The organism is Flavobacterium sp. RHBU_3 (assembly GCF_046613565.1).
Taxonomy (GTDB): Bacteria; Bacteroidota; Bacteroidia; order Flavobacteriales; family Flavobacteriaceae; genus Flavobacterium.
Map to the genome: position 1 here is coordinate 329,423 of NZ_JBKJHC010000001.1, position 22,225 is coordinate 351,647.

General features: G+C 44.2%; 18 protein-coding genes. 6 read left to right on the top strand and 12 right to left on the bottom strand.

Features of this window, described 5'->3' with window-relative positions:
• The first annotated feature begins 124 nt into the window (after positions 1–124).
• Both ACLI1A_RS01520 and ACLI1A_RS01525 read left to right on the top strand, forming a co-directional pair.
• The gene (locus ACLI1A_RS01520; protein WP_411405350.1) at positions 125–1,477 is read left to right on the top strand and encodes a hydroxymethylglutaryl-CoA reductase, degradative; all 1,353 of its coding nucleotides are present in this window, start codon (positions 125–127) and stop codon (positions 1,475–1,477) included.
• Positions 1,455–2,360 carry a GYDIA family GHMP kinase gene (locus ACLI1A_RS01525; protein ID WP_411405352.1) on the top strand — a complete coding sequence of 302 codons (906 nt, stop codon included), beginning with the start codon at positions 1,455–1,457 and terminating at the stop codon, positions 2,358–2,360. Before ACLI1A_RS01520 ends, ACLI1A_RS01525 begins: the two co-directional genes overlap by 23 nt.
• Positions 2,361–2,368: 8 nt before the next feature.
• Here ACLI1A_RS01525 and ACLI1A_RS01530 read toward each other — a convergent pair whose 3' ends face one another.
• The 5 genes from ACLI1A_RS01530 to surE form a co-directional block, all read right to left on the bottom strand.
• Positions 2,369–4,390 (bottom strand): ComEC/Rec2 family competence protein, encoded by a 2,022-nt coding sequence (locus ACLI1A_RS01530; RefSeq protein WP_411405354.1) that lies wholly within the window; start codon positions 4,388–4,390, stop codon positions 2,369–2,371.
• Between the two features lie 43 nt (positions 4,391–4,433).
• Positions 4,434–5,162 (bottom strand): C40 family peptidase, encoded by a 729-nt coding sequence (locus ACLI1A_RS01535; RefSeq protein WP_411405356.1) that lies wholly within the window; start codon positions 5,160–5,162, stop codon positions 4,434–4,436.
• A 66-nt stretch (positions 5,163–5,228) separates the two neighbouring features.
• Positions 5,229–6,350: a lipid-A-disaccharide synthase gene (gene lpxB, locus ACLI1A_RS01540; protein WP_411405358.1), complete on the bottom strand. Its 1,122-nt coding sequence runs from the start codon at positions 6,348–6,350 to the stop codon at positions 5,229–5,231.
• An 80-nt stretch (positions 6,351–6,430) separates the two neighbouring features.
• Positions 6,431–6,883 (bottom strand): lipocalin family protein, encoded by a 453-nt coding sequence (locus ACLI1A_RS01545; RefSeq protein ID WP_411405360.1) that lies wholly within the window; start codon positions 6,881–6,883, stop codon positions 6,431–6,433.
• Between the two features lie 144 nt (positions 6,884–7,027).
• On the bottom strand, positions 7,028–7,807 hold the full coding sequence (gene surE, locus ACLI1A_RS01550; RefSeq protein ID WP_411405362.1) for a 5'/3'-nucleotidase SurE: 780 nt from the start codon (positions 7,805–7,807) through the stop codon (positions 7,028–7,030).
• Positions 7,808–7,945: 138 nt separating this feature from the next.
• On the opposite strand from surE, the gene ACLI1A_RS01555 reads away from it, so the two are divergent.
• From ACLI1A_RS01555 to ACLI1A_RS01565, 3 genes are all read left to right on the top strand, one after another.
• Positions 7,946–10,177 carry a carboxy terminal-processing peptidase gene (locus ACLI1A_RS01555; protein ID WP_411405364.1) on the top strand — a complete coding sequence of 744 codons (2,232 nt, stop codon included), beginning with the start codon at positions 7,946–7,948 and terminating at the stop codon, positions 10,175–10,177.
• Positions 10,178–10,183: 6 nt separating this feature from the next.
• On the top strand, positions 10,184–11,293 hold the full coding sequence (locus ACLI1A_RS01560; RefSeq protein WP_411405366.1) for an ABC transporter permease: 1,110 nt from the start codon (positions 10,184–10,186) through the stop codon (positions 11,291–11,293).
• Positions 11,294–11,717: 424 nt separating this feature from the next.
• Positions 11,718–12,419, top strand: coding sequence for a hypothetical protein (locus ACLI1A_RS01565; protein WP_411405368.1), 702 nt, complete (start codon positions 11,718–11,720; stop codon positions 12,417–12,419).
• A gap of 59 nt (positions 12,420–12,478) precedes the next feature.
• Here ACLI1A_RS01565 and rodA read toward each other — a convergent pair whose 3' ends face one another.
• The 6 genes from rodA to purH form a co-directional block, all read right to left on the bottom strand.
• Entirely contained in the window at positions 12,479–13,735 is a 1,257-nt protein-coding gene (gene rodA / locus ACLI1A_RS01570; protein ID WP_411405370.1) for a rod shape-determining protein RodA, read from the bottom strand.
• Positions 13,736–13,751: 16 nt separating this feature from the next.
• Entirely contained in the window at positions 13,752–15,617 is a 1,866-nt protein-coding gene (gene mrdA / locus ACLI1A_RS01575) for a penicillin-binding protein 2 (RefSeq protein ID WP_411405372.1), read from the bottom strand.
• Positions 15,614–16,123, bottom strand: a complete 510-nt coding sequence (locus ACLI1A_RS01580; RefSeq protein WP_411405374.1) for a rod shape-determining protein MreD — start codon at positions 16,121–16,123, stop codon at positions 15,614–15,616. The genes mrdA and ACLI1A_RS01580 overlap by 4 nt, the downstream gene beginning before the upstream one ends.
• Positions 16,123–16,959, bottom strand: coding sequence for a rod shape-determining protein MreC (gene mreC / locus ACLI1A_RS01585; protein ID WP_411405376.1), 837 nt, complete (start codon positions 16,957–16,959; stop codon positions 16,123–16,125). Before mreC ends, ACLI1A_RS01580 begins: the two co-directional genes overlap by 1 nt.
• A gap of 10 nt (positions 16,960–16,969) precedes the next feature.
• Positions 16,970–17,998 carry a rod shape-determining protein gene (locus tag ACLI1A_RS01590; RefSeq protein ID WP_411405378.1) on the bottom strand — a complete coding sequence of 343 codons (1,029 nt, stop codon included), beginning with the start codon at positions 17,996–17,998 and terminating at the stop codon, positions 16,970–16,972.
• Between the two features lie 61 nt (positions 17,999–18,059).
• On the bottom strand, positions 18,060–19,586 hold the full coding sequence (purH, locus tag ACLI1A_RS01595; protein ID WP_411405380.1) for a bifunctional phosphoribosylaminoimidazolecarboxamide formyltransferase/IMP cyclohydrolase: 1,527 nt from the start codon (positions 19,584–19,586) through the stop codon (positions 18,060–18,062).
• Positions 19,587–19,893: 307 nt separating this feature from the next.
• On the opposite strand from purH, the gene ACLI1A_RS01600 reads away from it, so the two are divergent.
• Positions 19,894–21,141: an ABC transporter permease gene (locus ACLI1A_RS01600; protein WP_411405382.1), complete on the top strand. Its 1,248-nt coding sequence runs from the start codon at positions 19,894–19,896 to the stop codon at positions 21,139–21,141.
• Positions 21,142–21,349: 208 nt separating this feature from the next.
• Here ACLI1A_RS01600 and accD read toward each other — a convergent pair whose 3' ends face one another.
• Positions 21,350–22,204, bottom strand: coding sequence for an acetyl-CoA carboxylase, carboxyltransferase subunit beta (gene accD / locus ACLI1A_RS01605; RefSeq protein WP_411405384.1), 855 nt, complete (start codon positions 22,202–22,204; stop codon positions 21,350–21,352).
• Positions 22,205–22,225: the final 21 nt, after the last annotated feature.

The following is a 22,225-nucleotide window of genomic DNA, read 5'->3' on the forward strand; positions in this document are numbered from 1 at the left end:
TTTATGACTTTAGGGGTCTTTTTTTTGTTAAATGAAATTACAGTTGTCCTAACATTGCATTTTTGTTTAAAAACCTGAGCCAATGCCCTATCTTTGTGCCACAATTTAACAAGAGTAACCAAAGATGAGTAAGGCAATTAGCGGTTTTAGCAAACTGGCGAAAGAGCAAAAAATAGAATGGCTGGCAAACTCCTATTTCCAAAACCCGGAGGAAGCCACAGCATTGCTGAAACAATACTGGAATGAAAATACCGACCTGCAAAAACTGCACGACGAGTTCATAGAAAATACGGTTACTAATTTTTACCTGCCACTGGGCATTGCGCCAAGTTTTACCATAAACGGTAAAGACTATACCATACCCATGGCTATAGAGGAAAGCTCGGTAGTGGCAGCCGCCAGTAAAGCCGCCAAGTTTTGGGCCGGCCGAGGTGGTTTTAAGGCTACTGTGCTTAATACCGAGAAAATAGGGCAGGTACACTTTAAATACGAAGGCGACACACAAAAACTTACTGCATTTTTTGAAAGTATAAAGCCCAAGTTTTTTTCCGATACCGAAGATATTACCAAAAACATGCAGAAACGCGGTGGCGGTATCCTTGATATAGAGCTGCGCGATAAAACGGCCCTGATTGAAGGCTACTACCAGCTGCACGCTACCTTTGAAACGGTAGACAGCATGGGTGCCAACTTTATCAACTCGTGCTTGGAACAATTTAGCAAAACACTAAGGCAGGAGGCGCTTACCTACGAACCGTTTACCGAAGCCGAAAAGCACATACAGGTTATTATGAGCATACTGAGCAATTACGTGCCGAACTGTGTGGTACGTGCCGAGGTAAGTTGCCCAATAGAAGATCTTAACGAAGACAAAAACATTAAGCCGGAAGAATTTGCCCAAAAATTTGTAACGGCAATAAACATAGCTGAGGTGGAGCCTTTTAGGGCGGTAACCCATAACAAAGGCATTATGAACGGTATTGATGCCGTTATAGTAGCCACCGGTAACGATTTCCGCGCTGTGGAAGCAGGAGTACACGCCTATGCCGCCAAAGATGGTCAATACACCAGCCTGAGCCACGCTAAGGTAGAGAACGGTATTTTCACCTTCTGGCTCGATGTGCCACTGGCGCTGGGTACCGTGGGCGGACTTACCACGCTGCACCCATTAGTGAAATTCTGCCTGGAAATGCTGGGCAACCCATCGGCACAGGAACTGATGCAGATTGTTGCCGTGGCAGGATTGGCACAGAACTTTGGTGCGGTGCGTTCGCTTACCACTACCGGTATACAACAGGGACACATGAAAATGCACCTGATGAACATCCTGAACCAGCTGGGTGCTAACGACCACGAAAAGAAAGCTACTGTAAAGCATTTTGAAAAAAATACGGTATCACATTCGGCAGTAGCGGAATACCTTGAAGAATTACGTAAAACCGATCCTAGCAAAATTGAAGAAGACTTTATACGCTAACGGTAAGCTGTTTATAATGGGCGAATATACCGTGCTCGACGGCTCGGATGCATTTGCCCTGCCCACACGTTTCGGGCAGTCGCTTGAAGTAGAAAGCAACAGTACAAACAGCATCAGCTGGAAAAGCTACGATGCCGACGGTTCATTGTGGCTGGAAGTGTCTATTGCACTCGAAGATGTTTTTGCGAATACAACAAATCATGGCAACAAAGAAGCAGAAATGCTTATAAAAGTGCTGCGTATAGCCCATGCCGCAAATCCCGAAGTTCTTGTTTCAGGATTTGATGTAGTTACAAAACTGACGTTTCCACGCAATTGGGGGTTGGGCACTTCGTCTACGCTTATAAGCCTTGTGGCCGACTGGTTTGGCATTAACCCTTATAAACTTTTGGCACAAACTTTTGGTGGCAGCGGCTACGATATTGCCTGCGCACAGCAACAGGAACCGCTTATCTATAACATGAACGGGGGAGAGCCTACCGTGCGTACTATAAGCTTTAATCCTGATTTTTCCGATAAGCTGTACTTTGTGTACCTGAACCAAAAGCAAAACAGCCGTGAGGCAATTGCGGCCTACCGCGAAAAGGAGTTTGACAAGCAGGCATTGGTTGCACAGATAAACAAACTGATTGAGGAGGTAAGCACGGCTACCGATTTAAGCTCGTTTTCATCGGCGCTGGAAAAGCAGGAAGCCTTACTGGGTGGTGTACTGGGTATTGCCCCGGTGCAGGAGCGCCTGTTTCCTGACTTTAACGGGGTGGTAAAAAGCCTGGGGGCCTGGGGTGGCGATTTTGTTTTGGCTACAGCTGAAGAAGATCCTACCGCATATTTTACCGCAAAAGGTTTTACCACAATAGTACCTTATAAAGAAATGGTGTTTTAACAGCCTTCTTATTTTAAAATATACGATCCCTTTTCGGCTGTGGCATGGAAAGGGATTTTTCTTTTGTGGCAGGTAGCAGCCCAACGGTTTACATACGTTTTGTAATTGGTGGCATCAGCTATTACGGCCTTTGGTTGCATTTGGTTTAGTACGCGGTCTAAATTCACCCGTGGCGATTGTGTAATAATAAGCACGTCGGGTTTCATTAGGCTGTCGTACACACCGGTGCTGTCCATCACAAAAATCTTCTTGCCGTTGAAATATACGTAGTTGCCAATTGGTTTCAGCGATGTTTCGGGGTTGAAATTTCCTTTGGCATACGCCAAAACATTGCGATTTTGTAATGCAAGGCTATCAGTACTGACTATGCTGAGGTGGTCGCCGTTTTTATGTACAATGATGCTGTGGTCGTAGTTGTGCAATACTAACAGTTCGTTTGTGTTACGCATATTGTAAACAGTACCCATGTATGCCAATTGTAACACTAAGATGCTTACCAGGGCTGCTACTATTCGGGTGTAACTTTTCTGTTGCAGGCTAAGTGCAATGGTAATAATCACGCCATACAGGCAAATGCACAATGTCAGGGTAAAGGGTATGTTTTTTATTACAAAAACATCGAGTGAGGCCACCCATGCGGTAAAGTAGTTCATGATGTAAATAGCCCATTCCAGCAGTTTGCCTACCCATAATGCGAGTGCGGGGAAAACAAAATTCAGCGCAAGCGTAATTAACCCGAGGATGAGCACCAAATTGCTCAACGGTATTACTACGATGTTGGCTAATAAAAACAACAATGGCAACTGCCCGAAATAATACAGGCTGATGGGCAGTACGGCTATCTGCGCGGTGAGCGATACCATTACCAGGTCGCGCGTCATGTTTACAACACGGTATTTGCTTTTCAGTTTGCCTTTGTATAGGGGCTGAAACCATACAATACCCTGCACCGCAAGGTAACTCAGCTGGAAACCGGCATCAAACAAAAAGCTTGGTTTTGCAATGAGTAGTACCAGTGCCGATACCGCGAGTGAATTGTAAATGCTTACCCTTCGTGCCATAGCTTGCCCTGCCATAAGGAAGCTGAACATTACTACCGAACGTACTACCGAAGCCGACAATCCTGTAATAAATCCGAACAGCCACATAAGGGTGAGTATAGCAATGAAGTGGCCTGTGTTGCCCAGTTTCGGGATGCGTTTCAGGGGAGCCAGCAGCCAGTTCAGTATGGCAAACAGGAGCGTGAAGTGGAGTCCTGATATGGCTAGTATGTGTATTACCCCGGCATTGATATAGTTGTCGTTGGTTTCTTTGTCCATATCCTGCCGCTGCCCGAACAACAGTGCATTGATGAGGTTTTGTACCGTGGCGGGGTAGTGGTGTATGGAAAAGCTTGTGGTGAGCCTGTCGCGCAGTTGTTGTATGCTGTAGTTAAAACCTGTTTCGGTTCCGGTAATGATGTAGTTGTCCTTCAGTTTTACCTGGTGGAAAACATTCTGCTTTGCCATGTACTTTGCGTAATCAAACTGGTACGGGTTCATGGCGGGGAGTATGGGCTTTAGTTCGCTGTTAATAAACAGTACATCGCCGGTATGCAGATGGGTGTTCAGGCTGTCTTTCGGTAACGAGATGAGTAGAGTGCCGCTGGCGGGTTGCTGGTCTATTGCGGCAACTGAAAAGAGGTATTTCTCGTTGTAATCGTTCGGTTTTAACCGTTCGGTAATTACACCGCGTACGGTAGGAGTGTCGTTTTTAAGGAAACGGCTGTAATGGTCCGGATTATTTGGGGTGTAGCTGAGCCATTGTGCCAGTAGTCCTATGCTGAAAGCCAGCAGCAGGCTGCTTGTTTCAAAATACGGTTTCGGGATGAGCTGTTTTTGTGAATAAAAATAAGCCGCTGAGGTGGCTGCCAGTGTGCAAACAAATATACTGACGATAATATGCAACGGCCATAAACAGGCAAAACCGGTAAAAATACCGGCTGCTATGCTTAGTGTGATTATAATAACGGGGTACTTCAATACCTTCATAAGATATTGAGCGGGGGTTGGTTAGTATATGGTTTTTGGTGTATTAATCTTCAATTACCCTGTTAGCCTGCACAAACGTGCGGATGTAGTAGTTGTCGTTCATAGACGATATGGCTACACCGTGGCTTAGGGTGGCATGTATAAACTTTACTTCGCCCTCTGCGGTAACCTCGGTTACAAGGCCCACGTGGTTGATGCTGTTTTTGTAAGGGCTGTTGTCAAAGAAAAGCAGGTCGCCTATACGTACTTCCTTCAGGTCTACTCTGTGGCCTGCATCGGCAGCCATAGAAGCTGAGCTGCGGGGAAGCGTCCAGTCAAACATTTTGAAAGTGGCAAACACCATACCCGAGCAGTCCATGCCTGCAGTAGTAGTGCCTCCGCCCCTGTAAGGCACGCCTTCAAAAAGCAGGGCGTTGTTTACTATCTGGCGGGCAAAATAATTTTCGTAAGGAATTGCGCTAAAGTCTTCGGCTGCTTCTTCTACTACGGCTACGGTTTTCTTCTTTTTCTTTTTAGGAACGTCCGATTTTGTAGCGGCAGGTTTTGCTTTTTCTGTAGCAGGAGCCGGTTTGTCGTTATAGGCTACCACATCGTTTTCAAGGAAAACAGCTTTGTTAGTGGTGGCAACTTTAGCAGTAGTTGGTTCAGAGTCATGCCCCAGGTTTACACTCTGCAGATTTCTGGCCGGTGCCGAGGTACCGCCTTGAGCTGCTGCGCTTACAGTAATTAATAATAGTAGTAAGGTAAGTGATAGTGACTGGATATACTTCAAAACTTTTTGTTTTATCAAATTCGACTCTGTTTTTTACAAATATAACGGGTTAGGTTTAAAAAATATTTATTTGCCGGTGTTAAAGTTTTTAACAATAAGGTTTGCGGTGTTTGCACTCGCGCCGTCGCCTCCCAGCTTTTCTTCCAGTATATCGTACTTTTTCAGCAGGTTAGCTCTGTATTCGGGTGTTAATAACTTTGTTAATTCTTTCTTAATCGCGGCAGTGTTAAAGTCATTCTGAATCAGTTCTTTAACAACTTCCTCATCCATAATAAGGTTTACCAGCGATATGTATTTAAGCGTAATGATGCGTTTTGCTATTTGGTAGCTTATCCAGTTTCCTTTGTAGCATACCACTTCGGGTACCTTAAATAATGCGGTTTCCAGTGTAGCGGTGCCCGATGTTACCAGTGCAGCATGTGCTATGCTGAGCAGGTCGTAGGTGCGGTTGCTTATAAAGTGTACGCTGTCTTTGGTAAGAAACTGTTCATAAAAGCTGTATTCCTGCGAGGGCGCGCCGGCAATTACAAACTGGTAATCGGGGAAATCATTTACTACAGAGAGCATGCCGCCCAGCATTTTAGAGATTTCCTGTTTACGGCTGCCCGGCAGCAATGCTATTACCGGCCTGTTGTCCAGGTTAAATTCTTTACGGAAAGCCGTTTCATCTACCGGCTTGCGGTTGTGTATGGCGTCAATGAGCGGGTGGCCTACAAAGTTGACTTTAAAGTTGTGCTTCTTTTCGTAAAAATCCTTTTCAAACGGCAGTATGATGTACATGTGGTCTACATCACGCTTTATGGCCTTGATGCGGTTTTCCTTCCATGCCCATATTTGTGGCGAAATGTAGTAATGCGTGGGTATGCCCAGTTGTTTTGCCCATTGTGCAATACGCATGTTAAAACCCGGATAGTCAATAAAAATTATCGCATCGGGTTTAAAAGCCAGTATGTCTTCCTTGCAGAATTTTATGTTGTTCAGTATGGTCTTCAGGTTGGCTACTACCTCGGCAAAACCCATAAACGCCAGGTCGCGGTAGTGTTTTACAAGTGTACCGCCTACGGCCTGCATAAGGTCGCCGCCCCAAAAGCGTATGTCTGCCTGCGGGTCGGCCTTGTACAATTCCTTCATCAGGTTAGATGCATGCAGGTCGCCACTGGCTTCACCGGCTATTATGTAGTATTTCATAAAAGAAGGTTTACAATGGCAAAGATAGCTTATTTATAAAAGCCGCGAAATGAAAGGAGGTATGGGTTGCTAAATTGCCGCTATTCCTGCTTTTTATAGATGAATATTGCGGTAACAGCACCCAATGAGGTGTATCCGTAGGGAGTGATTTGTATGCTTATGGTCTGATCGCTCGGGTTTATTTTGTAAACGCTTGTCTCGTCAGGAAAAACTAAAGTAAGGTTGTTTCCTTTTTTTGTCCAAGTGCCTTCAAAGTCTACTTCGGAGCAATTGATGGTAGAAACAAGTTTTTGTCTGTGGAATAGTACGGTCCCGTCTTCAGAGAAGGTTAAAGTGTTGTCTGCTCCGCAACCGTAGTATTCTTGTAGTAGGTTAGATGATTCAACACCATCATTATTAAGATCGTAACGGGTTAGCCCATAAAGTGATTTTAGTGTCCATACACCTTCAATTTCAACTGAAGACACACTTTCTTCTTTACTACACGAAACAAATAGAGCTGCCAGGATTGTGGCAAGTATGAGTTTTTTCATAATGTTGGTTGGGTTTTTTGCAAAAGTAGAAGAAATTTATTACGAAGCAAGTATCGCTAAAGGTTTGTTTCCCCTTTTTTGCATTTTGTTTTGCGTTTTGGTGTGGGAGAAAAAAAGCCCTGCCAGGTGGGCAGGGCTGTATTGTTACTCGTTCATGTCCCAGCTGTTCAGGGTTTGTATGGCGTGGTATGCAGTAAGGTCAAACTGTACCGGTACTACCGAAACATAGCCTTGGCCCAGCGCCCATTCGTCGGTGTCTTCGCCTTTATCTTCGTTAATAAATTTTCCGGTAAGCCAGTAATATTCCTTGCCCATTGGGTTGGTGCGCTTGTCAAATTTCTCTTCCCAGTACGCCTTTGCCTGGCGGCACACTTTAATCCCTTTAATGTCTTTTTCGGGTAGTTTGGGGAAATTCACGTTCAGTATTACACCCTCGGGCAGGCCATTTTGCAGTACCTGTTGTGCTATTTTTTTTATAAAGGGCTTGGTAGGTTCAAAATCGGCATTCCAGTTATAATCCAACAGAGAAAAACCTATGGCAGGTATGCCTTCTATACCGGCTTCAACTGCAGCGCTTAGCGTACCGCTGTAAATCACGTTTATAGACGAGTTGCTGCCGTGGTTTATGCCGCTTACGCACAGGTCGGGTTTGCGGTGCAGTATTTCGTTTACGGCAAATTTTACACAGTCTACCGGGGTGCCGCTACAGCTGTATTCCTGCTCCACTTCTGGGTCTATGTCTATTTTATTTATGTGCAGGGTGTTGTTTATGGTTATGGCGTGCCCGGTGGCGCTTTGCGGGCTGTCCGGGGCTACAACTACCACATCGCCCAGCTCTTTCATTACGCTTATAAGGGCGCGTATACCGGGTGCTGTAACGCCGTCGTCATTGGTTACAAGTATCAAAGGTTTTTTGTGGCTCATAGTGCAAATGAAAAATAAGAATTGTACTTTTACGTTTTGCTAAAATACATATTTTTTTACCGCAGGCCGGTAGTTGAAGACGGTTTACGGATTTTGGCACAGTTTTTAATGTGTTACAATTACGAAGAAAGATTTAAAATGAACGCCCTTTTAAAGTTTATGAAAAGAAATTATAAGGTTATAGCGATTGTTGTGCTGTTAGCCGGCGCGCTGTTTGGGTTTACTATGTTGCCCTCAAAAGACGGGAACGACCCAGAGAAAGACAAGCTGCTTATAGAGCTGCTTACGTATGTAATAGAAAAAGGACATTATAGCCCTGTAGCCATAGATGACAACTTTAGCAAAGGCGTATACAAGGATTACCTGGAAAACCTGGATCCTTCTAAAAGGTTCTTTACACAGGCCGATATAAACGAGTTTGCCAATTATGAAACGCAGCTTGATGACCAGATTAAAAACCGCGACATCAGCTTTTTTACACTTACTTACAGCCGTTTTCAGCAGCGTGTAAAAGAAGCCGAAGGTTTCTATAAAGATATACTGGCTAAGCCTTTTGACTTTAAAGCTGAGGAAGCTTTTAATACCGATTACGAAAAAATGCCTTATCCTAAGGATGATGCCGACCTGCGTGAGCGCTGGAGGAAACAGCTGAAGCTTTCGGTGCTTTCTACAGTAACCGATAAGGAAAAAATACAAAATGCACCGGCTGATGATAAGTCTGCAACAGGTGCAACTGTTGCTCCGGAAGTGGATAAAACCAAAGCCGACGGTACCAAAAAATCATTTGCAGAGCTTGAAAAAGAAGCCCGCGAAAGCACCCTTAAGTCACTAGACGATTACTTTGATTTTGTAGGCGACCTGAAACGTGATGAGTGGTTTAGCGTATATCTTAATGCTATAGCTGAGCGTTTTGACCCGCATACGTTCTACTTTGCGCCGGATGATAAGGAGAAGTTTGATACCAGCATGCGCGGTTCGCTTGAGGGAATTGGTGCAAGGCTGCAAAAGAAAGGCGACTATGTAGAGATTTCTGAACTTATACCGGGCGGTCCTGCCTGGAGGGGTAAAGACCTGGAGCAAGGCGACCTGATTGTGAAAGTAGCCCAGGGCAAAGACGAGGCAGTAGACATTAGTGGTATGAGGCTGGATGATGTGGTGAAAAAAATCAAGGGGCCAAAAGGAACCGAAGTACGCCTTACCGTGAAGAAAGTAGACGGTACCATGAAGGTAATTCCTATAGTGCGTGAGGTTGTAGAAATTGAGGAAACCTACGCAAAATCGAGCATTGTAAACAAGAACGGCAAAACCTACGGGGTTATTTACCTGCCGAAATTCTATATCGACTTTGAAAATAAAGACAACCGCGATGCCGCTAAAGACGTGGCTATTGAGGTAGACAGGCTTAAAGCGCAGGGTGTAGACGGTATTATTATGGACCTTCGCGATAACGGCGGTGGTTCCCTTAAAACTGTGGTAGACATTGCAGGCCTGTTCATAGAAAAAGGCCCTGTGGTACAGGTACGCAGCCGTGCCGAAAGCGGTAACAGCGGCAGTACCGAAACCCTTAGCGACAGCGACCCTAAAGTACATTATGACGGCCCGCTTGTAGTGCTTATAAATAACTTCTCGGCTTCGGCTTCAGAGATATTTGCTGCGGCAATACAAGATTATAAGCGTGGTATTATTATGGGTAGCAAGCAGAGCTATGGTAAAGGTACCGTGCAGAACATCATAGACCTGAACCGTTTTGTGCGTGGCAGCAGTTTTGGCGACCTTGGTGCGCTAAAAACCACTACACAGAAGTTTTACCGTATAAACGGTGGTAGTACACAACGCGAAGGTGTGAAGAGCGATATTGTAATGCCTGATAAATACAGCTACATAGAAATAGGCGAGCGCGACAGCGAAACTGCACTGCCTTGGGATAAAATAGCCCCGTCTGACTATAAGCCGTTTAAAAACGACTTCAGTAAGGTGGTAGCGGCAAGTAGAAAACGTATAGCAGAAAGCCCTGAGTTTAAGCTTATGGATGAGAATGCTAAATACCTTAGCGAGCGTAAAGACGATAACGAGTACAGCCTGAACATTGATAAGTTTAAAGCGGATGCCGATCGTATAGAGGCTGCTGCCAAGAAATTTAAGGCGCTGAACAGTTATGACAACAAGCTGGCGTTTGAAGCGCTTCCGGCAGAAAAAGAGCAGTTTAAGAAAGATCCTGCGCTTGCCGAGAAAAAACAGGACTGGTACAAAAGCCTTGGAAAAGATGCCTATATAAATGAGGCAATAAACGTGCTGGACGACATGCAGGGTAAAACTGCAAAGTCTACCACGGCGGTTAATAAAAATGTAGGTAAGATAAAAACACGATAAGCGTACATGGATAAAACCGGTAAATCGCTTACGGGCTTGGCGCTCCAAAGGTTCAGGAAAAACCTTTGGGGCGTTTTAAGTTTTGTATTTATAGCGCTGTTAGTGCTGGTGGCGGTATTTGCATACCCGCTGGCCCCCGAACAATCTGAAAATGCTAACTGGGGCGACCTGGCCATACACAGCAAGCCGCCCGGCTTTGAGGTAACCATGCTGCATTTCCCTGCTGCTGAAAGTACGCAGGGCGGGTTCTCTAAATTCTTTTTTGGGGAAAAGGAACCACAGCCTAAAGTCCCAATCCTGGATTATAAAATAAAAGGCGACAGCCTTAGCTATACCGAGTATAACAACGATGCATCGTTGGCGCTGTACAAGTCCGTACCGCTTTCGCAGTTTGGTCAAGGCATAACCAAAGCTTCTTTTGAAAAGCAATTCATTTCAAAGCAAAAATTTGTGCTGGGTACCGACAGCCAGGGTCGCGACCTGCTGAGCCGCCTTATCATTGGCAGCCGTGTGTCTATAGCCATTGGTTTTGTGGCGGTGTTTATATCGCTTATCGTAGGGATATTTTTTGGGGCTATAGCGGGCTTTTACGGCGGCAAGGTCGATGCCTTTGTAATGTGGTTGGTAAACATCATCTGGAGCATCCCTACGCTACTGCTGGTTATTGCCATAACGCTGGCGTTGGGCAAAGGCTTTTGGCAGGTATTCGTAGCGGTGGGCCTCACCATGTGGGTAGAGGTGGCCCGTGTGGTACGCGGACAGGTAATGAGCATAAAGCAGATGCAGTACGTTACCGCAGCACGTGCCTTAGGGTATAGCAATGCACGTATCATATTCCACCATATATTGCCAAACAGTATGGCGCCGGTTATTGTTATTTCGGCGGCCAACTTCGCTTCAGCCATATTGGTAGAAAGCGGCCTGAGCTTCCTTGGGCTTGGTGCACAGCCTCCCGTACCCAGTTGGGGTGGTATGATAAAAGACCACTATAATTACATTATACTGGGTAAACCCTGGCTGGCTATGGCACCGGGTATTGCCATGCTTTTACTGGTACTTGCATTTATGATGGCAGGTAATGCCCTAAGGGACGCACTGGATGTAAAGGCGGAGTAATCATAAAGAAACCAACCATATCATGAACAAATTTTTACTACAGGTTTTGTTTTTTGCTTTCCTCTTAAATACTGCTTTTGGGCAGGATAATGGAATCCACCAAGATAAAAATTCAAAATGGAGCGACCTTCGATTTAATGGCCCTGTAAAATCTTCACGCTGTATATCGGTGGCTTTTAATGGTCGTTTAAAGGAAGACCCTACTCTTTTGAGTCTAGGTAGCGATATAAGATCTTCATTACGGAATGTTGAATTTAATAGCGCTGGTCTTTTATTAAGAGGCCGACCTTTTGCATGGCGTAATTTAGATTCCCCGACAGACAACAATATCTGGGAGCAGGAGTATCAATATAATAAGTCTGATATCGCAAAAAAAATAACTATTAAGCCTATTATAAAGCATTCCTATCCTGTATGTGATTATATGTTACTGTTTTGGATTGACAAAAGTAGACCTTCTAAGTCACCAGGAGAAGACGACGAAATTGATTATAGTCATTATAGTTACAGGCATGAAGGTACCAAGGTAAGAAAGGCAATAGCATATTTTGTATGGAATGATTCCGTCAATGTTGAAAAGGCTGAAAATATACAAAATGAGATAACCTTCAACTATGATAAACTGGGCCGTGTTATCAGGCAGGATATAACAGTAGGTAAGGCGGGAGAGGATATGCCATTAACAATTTTTGGTACTCAAACCGGTTATTGTGAAGATACGCATATAGATTATGCATACGATACCAAAAACAGGATAACCAAAATTGTCCTGATGAGCTGCGAAAAGGTAGTTTTTGAAGAACGTTATTTTTATGCAACAGATAAGGACTATGTTGCTTCTGTTTTTACATTTTCACCTGGGTTTAACTCTAAGTTTAAGAGCACCTGGACAACCTACTATAACGAGCATGGAGATATTACTTCTTGTTTTTTATCTACATCGCCGGAAGACCCGCATAAGGTACCGCCGCTTGGCATAACTGGTTACGGATTTACCCACCGCTATTATGATTATGAGTACGACAGCTATGGCAACTGGATTAAATGCCGCTTTTTCCTGGAAGGTACCCATGAAGGTGAGCCCTCTGCTATTGTAGAGAGGAAGATAGAATATTATAAAGAATAGCCTTTAGAAAGATAACTTACTAATAAACAAATCCACGGATTTACGCATCCACTAAAAACCTACCATTCATTCACCTGGTTGGCGTCCATTTTAATAAAAATGAACAACAGCAGGGTAAATGCCCATAAGCTCGAACCACCGTAACTAAAGAACGGCAGTGGCACACCCACCGTAGGGAATAGCCGTATAAGCATGGTAATGTTTACAAAAAAGTGCATAAAGAGTATCGATGCCACACAGTAACCATAAGTACGGCTCATTTTGCTTTTCTGCCGTTCGGCGCGGTACATTATGCGCAGCAACAGGCATACAAACAGGAATATTACCGTAACCGAACCTGCAAATCCCCATTCTTCGCCTACAGTGGTAAAAATATAGTCGGTGTGCTGTTCGGGTACAAAGCCGCCTTTGGTTTGCGTACCCTCCAGGTAGCCTTTTCCGGTCCACCCACCCGAACCAATGGCTATCTGCGCCTGGTTAAGGTTGTAGCCCTCTTTTTGCATGTTTACATCCTTGCCAAAAAGCACATTGATACGGTCTTTCTGGTGCGGTTCCAGTACGTTTTCAAACACATAATCGACCGAAAACACATAGGCCGAAATTCCTACAAGGATAACAGCGTACAGCACCGGGTTGCGGTGTGCGCGGCGCGTCATGAAATAGGCTGCAAGCAGTATTACAAGGCTAATGGCTATCAGGGCCACAGGCTTAATTAATAGTGCCAATATAAACAAAGCTATGGCGCCACCGCCTAAAGCCAGGTATGCACCCGGCAGGCCTTCTCTGTACAACGCCAGCGTAAGCGAAAAGAAGATAAGTGCACTACCGGCATCGGGTTGCAGCATTATTAGTGCCACCGGCAGGCAGATGATACCAAAAGCAACGGCCTGGTGGTTGAAGTTTTTCAGGTTTATCTGTACGTCGCTAAGGTATTTAGAGAGCACTAACGCCGTGGCAATCTTCACGAACTCCGACGGCTGCATACTGAAACCTCCAAACTGGTACCAGTTGGTTTGCCCCTTAATGGTTTTACCAAACGGGAAAAGCCCTAAGAGCAGCAGCAAACCAAAACCGTAGAAAACAAAGGCATACTTATCGTATATCTTGGCGTCTATGGTAAGGATAACAATAATAAGCGGTATGCTGGTAACAATGAATAATATTTGCTTACCGGATACCTGCCCCAAATCAAACAACGAAGCTTCGTTATCCGGGAGTGATGCAGAGTAAATGGTAGTAAGTCCCATTATAACCAGTGTGGCATATAAGAGGACCATTATCCAGTCGATACTATTTGTTACCTTTTGATTTTTCATGTATCGTTATTGCGGGTTAGCGTCCCTGGTTGATAAGGAACGGCTGTCCGCTGATTACTTTTGCGTATTCGTCTTTAAGGCCGTTTGTCATTATCCATTCCTCACGGGCTTTTTGTGTTGTGGCTTCGCCTTTAAGGTATTTTTCTATCATAAGGCTGGCAATAGGGCCTGCCCAGCGGGCACCCCAGTAACCGTTTTCTACAAAAACCGCCAGTGCAATTTTAGGATTTTCGCGTGGGGCAAACGCCACAAATATAGAGTGGTCTGTAAGCTGGGTGCGCACACCGTTTATCTTGGTAAAGTTTTCGGCAGTACCGGTTTTACCACATATTTCTATGCCCTCTACACGAAGGCGGCTTGCAGTACCATAATTATACACGTCAAACAATCCCTGTATTACCGGAGGGAAGTATTGCTTGTCTATCGTAGTTTGATGCTTTTCCTTGAACTTAGGGTCTATTCCTCCGCCTTGTATTTTTTTAATTACGTGAGGAGTGTAGTAGTAGCCCTGGTTGGCTACTGTAGCCATCATGTTTGCCAATTGTATCGGGGTCATTTTTACCTCACCCTGTCCTATCGAGTTTGATATAATGGTTGTGCTCCTCCAGCCTCCGTTAGGGTAGTAGTGCTTGTATAATTTAGAATCGGGTACAAGGCCTTTTTTGCCGGGAGGTAAATCATAACCAAGGAAACCGCCAAGCCCAAAGCTCCTTAAGTGGCTTGCCCAGGCGTCTACACCATATTGCGGCTTAGTATACTTGTCTATAATAAGGCGGTAGGTACTGCCAAAATAGGTGTTGCACGAGTTGTAAATACCATTATTTAGCTGGTGTGGACCAAAACCGTGGCACCTCATAAATGCGCCACGCCCGTAGCTAAAGCCGTGGTGGCACATAAAGGTGGTGTTTTCGTCTATTACCTCTTCTTGCAGGCCGATAAGCCCGGTAAGAATTTTAAACGGTGATCCCGGAGGATATTCTGCCAGCAGGCCGCGGTCAAATAGCGGTATACCCAGTGTGTCCTTTTCCAGCATCTGGTAGTTTTTAGACCTTTCGCGCCCTACCAGTAACGACGGATCGTAGCTTGGCGCAGTAACCAAGGCAAGTATTTCGCCTGTTTTAGGCTCCAGGGCTACAATACCACCACGCTTTTCAAACATCAGCTTTTCACCGTATTCCTGTAGTTCACTGTCTATGGTAAGGGTTATATCGCGCCCCGGTTGTGCCAGCGTATCGTATTTTCCTTCCTTAAACGAACCTATTTCACGGTTAAAACGGTCTTTCTGTATGTATTTTACACCCTTTTGGCCGCGCAGTACTTCTTCATATACCTGCTCTACTCCCTGCTTGCCTATAAGGTCGCCACTTTTGTAGTACGGGTCTTTTTTAATAATGGCATCATTCACCTGGCCTATGTATCCGAAGATGTTGGCTGCAACGTGAATCTGATAATCACGTAGTGAACGTTTTACAATATCAAAGCCTTTAAAGCGGCGTATTTTTTCCTGGAAGGCTGCAAACTCTTTTTTGTTTAACGACGGCAGGAAAACCGACGGGAGCCTTGGGCTGTATACGCGTGCTTTTTTCAGGCGTTCGTTAAAGTATATAGTATCTACCTTTAGCAGTTCGCAAAGTGCCAGGGTGTCTATGTCCTTCATTTCCGAAGGGGTAACCATAATGTCGTAAGCAGGCTGGTTAGCCACTATTAGCTTGCCGTTACGGTCGTAGATATAACCGCGTTCGGGGTATTCGTATTTTATTTTAATGGCGTTGTTATCGCTCTTTTTAATGTAAGAGTCGTCCATTATCTGCAAGTAGAAAAGCCTCGCTATAATAACGAGGGTAGCCACTATAACCAGGATAGGAAGTAAGATCTTTCTCATTGTTGTTTGCCCGGCTTAATCAGGTAAATGATGATGATACTAATAACTAACGTAAAAATACTGGTGCACAATGTGCGGATAAGCACATCTAATATCAGGCTGAAACGGAACAGCTCCAGCATGAAAAGTACAAAGTGGTGCGTAACCACTGATAACAGTATAAAGGTAAAACGTTCCGGCGAAAGGCGGTCGTTTATTTTTATCGTTTGATACTCGTAACTTACACCAAATGAAAACCTGAGGAAAGTGGGCCTAATGTAGGCAAGTATTACGCAGGCAGTGGTATGTGCGCCACCGCCGTCTGAAAACTGGTCCTGAAGCAAACCTAATAAAAAGGCTGAAAGAAGTAATGCGTACTTGTTGCCGTTTACCGGAAACAACACAATAAACAGTATGTACGGAAACGGGTTTAGGAAACCAAAAAGATCCAGCCGGTTACACACCACCACCTGTAAGGCCAGCAGCGCTATAAAGCGAGCAATATTTATAAGTAGGGTAGTGCTCATTAGTGTTGTTCTTCGGGCTTAGTTTCTTCTTCCAGTTTTATTATTTCCTCTTTATGTTTGTTCTCTATAACGTATATGTAGCCCAGGCTCGTCATGTCGTTAAAGAGCTTCACATCCAGCGTAAAGTTTCGGGTGGTTTTATCGCGGTACACTTTTTCTATAACACCTATAGGTATATTCTCGGGGAATATAGTGGTTTCATTACCGGTTACTATGGTATCGCCTTTTGCAAAGGTAGAAATACGCGGCACGTCTATAAGCTGGGCGTAGCCGGTGTTTAAGCCGTTCCAGGTAAGTGTGCCAAAGTGGCCGTTCTTCTTTATCTTGGCATTTTGCTTGTATCCGCGGTTTAGTACACTGATAACAGTAGAGTAGTGAGCCGATGTTTTTTCTACGATACCTATAACCCCAAGGCTGCTTACCACACCCATTTCCTCACGGATTCCGTCGTCGTATCCGGCATTGATGGTAAAGTAGTTTTCCTTGCTGCTATAAGAGTTTTTAATAACCTTAGCCTCGTACACCTTGTAGTTACCCGGTACATTTTCGGGTAGCGTTTTTGGTGGCTTGTTCAGCGTATCCTGTGTGTTAAACAATAACCTTTTCAGGTTAGCATTTTCCTGCGAAAGCTTATCGTTTTCACTCCTGAGGGCAAAATAGGTTTCCACCTCGTTAATCTTTTCATATACATAACCGGTTACCGCGTTTGCACTGGTTACAGAGAGGCTGCGGTGGTAAGAGTGGCTTTGTATGGTAAAGGTTAACGATATGCCCAAAAGCAGCAAAAACAGTAAGTTAATACTGTTTTTTAATAAAAAGTTTATTATTTGCTGCATTTGCTAAATCTTATTTAATAAGGATGCTCCTGTATTTTGGTATATTTTTTAGTGCCATTCCGGTGCCGCGTACTACAGCCCTTAGCGGGTCTTCTGCTATGTACACCGGCAGGTCGGTTTTTTGCGAAATCCTTTTGTCAAGGCCTCTTAGCATACTACCACCGCCGGCCAGGTAAATACCTGTGTTGTAAATATCGGCAGCAAGTTCTGGTGGCGTTTGGCTCAGGGTTTCCATAACCGCGTCTTCTATACGCTGTATTGATTTGTCCAGCGCCTTGGCTATTTCGCGGTACGATACCTCTACCTGTTTCGGTTTACCCGTTAGCAGGTCTCGGCCCTGTACGCTCATATCTTCCGGCGGACTGTCCAGGTCTTCTATGGCAGCACCTATGGTAATCTTAATTTTTTCGGCAGTACTTTCACCTACAAAAAGGTTGTGCTGGGTACGCATGTAGTACACAATATCGTTTGTAAATACGTCTCCCGCAATCTTAACCGATTTATCGCACACAATACCCCCAAGGGCTATTACGGCAATCTCAGTAGTACCACCACCTATATCCACAATCATGTTACCTTTTGGCTGCATAATATCGATGCCGATACCAATAGCGGCTGCCATAGGCTCATGGATAAGGTATACTTCCTTACCGTTTACACGTTCTGCTGATTCTTTTACCGCACGCATTTCCACCTCAGTAATACCGCTTGGTATACATATAACAAGGCGAAGCGCAGGGGTAAACAGCTTCTTTTTAAGTGCAGGTATGCTTTTAATAAACATACTCATCATCTTTTCAGAAGCGTCGAAGTCGGCAATAACCCCATCCTTAAGCGGACGTATGGTTTTTATGTTCTCATGGGTTTTTCCCTGCATCATGTTCGCCTCCTTGCCTACGGCTATAATTTTGCCGGAAACACGGTCGCGAGCCACTATACTCGGGCTGTCTACCACAACTTTATCGTTATGTATGATGAGGGTATTTGCGGTTCCAAGGTCTATCGCAATGTCCTCGGTCATGAAATCAAAAAATCCCATACAGTCAGTTATTCAGGGTTTAGGAAATATGTGTTTATTGTAACTTACAAAAGTAATAAAATTAATGTTTGAAATGACGCACGCCTGTAAATACCATGCTAACGCTGTTTTCATTACAATAGTTAATGCTTAGTTCGTCTTTTATAGAGCCGCCCGGTTGTATTACGGCAGTAATGCCTGCTTCTTTTGCCAGTTCCACACAATCAGGGAACGGGAAGAAAGCATCGCTGGCCATAACGGCACCGTTTAGGCTAAAGCCAAACGAATGTGCTTTTTCTACAGCTTGTTTCAGGGCGTCTACACGGCTTGTTTGTCCGGTTCCGCTGGCTATAAGCTGTCCGTCTTTTGCAAAAACTATAGTGTTTGATTTTGTATGCTTACAAATTTTTGAAGCAAACAGCAGGTCTTCGATTTCCTGCGTAGTAGGTGATGTTACAGTAACGGTCTTTAACAGCTCTTTATTGTCTGTAATATTATCCTTGTCCTGAACTAAAAGTCCGTTAAGACACGTACGAACCTGTTTTTCAGGTAGGGTAACATCGTTTTGAATTAGTATAATTCTGTTCTTTTTTTCTTGTAGTATGGCTACAGCGTCGTCGTCATACGCCGGAGCAATAACTACTTCGCAGAACAGTTTGTTTATTTCTTCGGCAGCAGCCTTGTCTATTTTAGTGTTGGCTATAAGCACACCACCAAACGCCGATGTAGGGTCGGCAGCCAGGGCAGCCAGGTAAGCGTCCTTAACGGTTTCGCGGGTGGCAAGGCCGCATGCGTTGTTGTGCTTAAGGATGGCAAATGTAGGGTTGTCGTTTTTAAACTCGCCTATAAGGTTTACTGCTGCGTCTACATCAAGCAGGTTGTTGTAAGAAAGCTCCTTACCGTGTAGCTTGGTGAACATTTCATCCAGTCCGCCAAAGAAGTAACCTTTTTGGTGAGGGTTTTCGCCATAGCGAAGTATTTCTCCGCCGGCTACGCTTGCCTTATAGTAGGTTTCGTCTGTGTTAAAGTAGTTAAAAATAGCAGTATCGTAGTTGCTTGATACGTGGAATGCCTTAGTGGCAAATTTCCTGCGCTCCTCCAGGGTAGTGCCGCCGTTGTTAGCAGTATACACATCCAGGAACGACGCATAATCGTCTACTGATGCTATGATAACAGTGTCTTTAAAGTTTTTTGCAGCAGCGCGTATAAGTGATATGCCGCCTATGTCTATTTTTTCAATAATATCAGCCTCCGGTGCACCCGATGCCACAGTTTTTTCAAACGGGTAAAGGTCTACAATAACCAGGTCTATCTGCGGTATGTTGTACTCCTGCATTTGGGCTACATCACTTTCATTGTCCTGGCGGTTAAGTATACCACCAAAAACTTTTGGGTGCAGGGTTTTTACACGTCCGCCCAGTATAGAAGGGTACGATGTAACGTCTTCTACAGCCACTACAGGTATGCCCAGCTCTTTAATAAAAGCTTCGGTGCCACCGGTAGAGTACAGTGTTACGTTGTTCTCGTGCAGCTTCCTTACAATAGGCTCTAAGCCATCTTTGTAAAATACTGAAATCAGGGCAGATGAAATGGTTTTAACAGTGCTCATTTATTGTGTGTTTAGTTGTGTGTTTAACGCGGCGCAAAGGTAATATTTGTACCTGTAACATTCAATACACAAGAACACTTATTTTAGTTAATCCTGAATAAATATTTACTTTTATTTTTTTACCCGTACCCGGCAGCAACATTTAGCGGGCAATTACTGATAAATAACTAATTTTTTGATGTTGTAATTATTAGTGTATTACTGTAACTTTTTGGTGTTTTTGTCAACTAATGAGTGAGGAAGGGTAACCTGTTGTTACCTTTTCAGGAAAAATACTGAATTTTACAGCTATCAATACCGTATTATCATGCTGCTATACCTACGCCTGCTTAAAGAAAGTTTCTTTTTTGCCATGAATTCGCTCAGCAATAACAAGCTGCGCACTTTTTTGTCATTGCTTGGGGTTACCATAGGTATCTTTTCTATCATAGCCGTGCTTGCTGCCGTAGACTCGCTGGACCGAAAAATTAAGGACAGCCTTAGCAGTATTGATAAAAATACCATGTACCTGAAGCGTTTCAGCTTTGCACCTACTGATATTCCGCGCTGGAAAATGGATTATTTTCCGGATGTTACCTATGACGAATACCAGTATCTTAAAGATAATGTAAGCACAGCGCAAACCATGGCGTTCCAAATATTTACCAATAGCGAAACCATCCGTTATGAAGACAACTCGGCTACGGGGGTAAATATAGTGCCGGTATCGTATGAGTTTACAGATATTCAGTCTTTAGAGGTGCTTAAGGGACGTTTTTATAACGAGGCAGAATCTAATTCGGGGACTAATGTGGTGGTGCTGGGCTATGAAACGGCGCAAACGCTTTTTGGGGATACCGATCCGATAGACAAAAAGGTGAAGCTTTATGGTAAGCGCTTTACCGTAATAGGTGTGCTGGATAAAGAAGGTGCCGGCTTAGGCGAAAGTAACGATACGGCTGCGATAATTCCTGTAAATGTGCTGCGCAATATGTATGGCGACCATAATGATTTTATGACACCCATTATCATCATCAAGCCAAAGAAAGGTATTGATGGTGAAGAGTGCAAGGCCGAAGTGGTGCAAAAAATGCGGACCATACGCGGGCTTAAGGCCGGGCAGGATGATAATTTTATGATAGACATCATGTCGGCATTTACAGATATGATAGATAATATGATAGGCATACTTAATATAGCCGGGTGGATTATTGCCGGTTTCTCACTACTGGTGGGTGGTTTTGGTATTGCTAATATTATGTTTGTTTCGGTAAAGGAGCGTACTAACATTATTGGTATTCAAAAATCGCTGGGTGCCAAGAGCCGTTTTATACTGATGCAGTTTTTGTTTGAAGCCATAATCCTGTCGCTGCTGGGGGGTATTGTAGGTATCCTTATGGTATGGGGTATTACCATAGTGCTTACTAAAGTGCTGGAATTTGAGTTTGTGCTTAGTTTCGGGAATATACTGCTGGGTACTTTTCTTTCGGTTGTTATTGGTCTTATATCAGGAATAATACCTGCAATCTCTGCTGCTAGGCTCGATCCTGTAGAGGCTATACGTACGGGAATGTAGGTTAGTTTACAGTTTACAGTTTACAGTCGCAGTTTTCAGTTTGGGCGCGGTATCCTGCAAGGTTTTTGCAACCTTATAGGTTTTATAAATCATATAACAATTGATGATACATTTATATCTGCAAGGTTCTAAAAACCTTGCAGCAACGGCATAAAAAAATCCCTGCTACTATAAAAGTGCAGGGATTTTTTATGCGGTATTGCAAATGTTACCTTACCGGCTGATTCTGAATCAAATCAAGGTACAGGTTTACTTTGTCTTTCAGTTCTTTACGAGGTGTAATAAAATCAAGGAAACCGTGCTCTAAAAGGAATTCCGATGTTTGGAAACCTTCAGGTAGGTCTTTACCTGTAGTGTCTTTTACAACCCTTGGTCCGGCAAAGCCTATCAGTGCGCCCGGCTCTGCAATGTTTACGTCGCCCAGCATGGCGTACGATGCAGTAGTACCACCCGTAGTAGGGTCTGTACTAAGCGATATGTACGGCAAGCCTGCTTCGGCAAGCTGAGCAAGTTTAGCGCTGGTTTTGGCAAGCTGCATTAGTGATGCTGCTGCTTCCATCATACGTGCGCCACCCGATTTAGAAATCATCAGGAACGGTAGCCTGTTTTTAATGGCATAGTCTATGCCACGGGCTATTTTTTCGCCCACTACAGCACCCATAGATCCGCCTATAAAAGCAAAATCCATACAGGCTATAACTATGTCTTTGCCTTTACTTTTACCTACAGCGGTACGTACGGCATCTTTAAGCTTGGTTTTATCCATAGCTTCTTTTAGCCTGTCGCCGTATTTTTTTGTGTCTACAAATTTCAGGCTGTCTTTACTGGTAATGTCTTTATCCAGCTCTGTAAATTCGTTATCGTCAAACAGTATTTCAAAATACTCCTTGCTTCCTATCCTTACATGGTAGCCGTCTTCGGGGCTAACATAAAAATTCCTGGCCAGCTCATCGGCATCTACAATCTTTCCGGTGGGTGATTTGTACCAAAGGCCTTTAGGTACGTCCCTTTTGCTTTCGGTAGGTGTGGTTATCCCTTTTTCCGTTCTTTTAAACCAAGCCATAGTTTTACTATTAAGTGAAAA

Bases quoted from the DNA above. Each gene is read 5' to 3' on its own strand.
- ACLI1A_RS01520 (WP_411405350.1), top strand. From the start codon at position 125: ATGAGTAAGGCAATTAGCGGTTTTAGCAAACTGGCGAAAGAGCAAAAA.
- ACLI1A_RS01530 (WP_411405354.1), bottom strand. From the start codon at position 4,390: ATGAAGGTATTGAAGTACCCCGTTATTATAATCACACTAAGCATAGCA.
- lpxB (WP_411405358.1), bottom strand. From the start codon at position 6,350: ATGAAATACTACATAATAGCCGGTGAAGCCAGTGGCGACCTGCATGCA.
- ACLI1A_RS01545 (WP_411405360.1), bottom strand. From the start codon at position 6,883: ATGAAAAAACTCATACTTGCCACAATCCTGGCAGCTCTATTTGTTTCG.
- surE (WP_411405362.1), bottom strand. From the start codon at position 7,807: ATGAGCCACAAAAAACCTTTGATACTTGTAACCAATGACGACGGCGTT.
- ACLI1A_RS01555 (WP_411405364.1), top strand. From the start codon at position 7,946: ATGAACGCCCTTTTAAAGTTTATGAAAAGAAATTATAAGGTTATAGCG.
- ACLI1A_RS01560 (WP_411405366.1), top strand. From the start codon at position 10,184: ATGGATAAAACCGGTAAATCGCTTACGGGCTTGGCGCTCCAAAGGTTC.
- ACLI1A_RS01565 (WP_411405368.1), top strand. From the start codon at position 11,718: ATGTTACTGTTTTGGATTGACAAAAGTAGACCTTCTAAGTCACCAGGA.
- rodA (WP_411405370.1), bottom strand. From the start codon at position 13,735: ATGAAAAATCAAAAGGTAACAAATAGTATCGACTGGATAATGGTCCTC.
- mrdA (WP_411405372.1), bottom strand. From the start codon at position 15,617: ATGAGAAAGATCTTACTTCCTATCCTGGTTATAGTGGCTACCCTCGTT.
- ACLI1A_RS01580 (WP_411405374.1), bottom strand. From the start codon at position 16,123: ATGAGCACTACCCTACTTATAAATATTGCTCGCTTTATAGCGCTGCTG.
- mreC (WP_411405376.1), bottom strand. From the start codon at position 16,959: ATGCAGCAAATAATAAACTTTTTATTAAAAAACAGTATTAACTTACTG.
- ACLI1A_RS01590 (WP_411405378.1), bottom strand. From the start codon at position 17,998: ATGGGATTTTTTGATTTCATGACCGAGGACATTGCGATAGACCTTGGA.
- purH (WP_411405380.1), bottom strand. From the start codon at position 19,586: ATGAGCACTGTTAAAACCATTTCATCTGCCCTGATTTCAGTATTTTAC.
- ACLI1A_RS01600 (WP_411405382.1), top strand. From the start codon at position 19,894: ATGCTGCTATACCTACGCCTGCTTAAAGAAAGTTTCTTTTTTGCCATG.
- accD (WP_411405384.1), bottom strand. From the start codon at position 22,204: ATGGCTTGGTTTAAAAGAACGGAAAAAGGGATAACCACACCTACCGAA.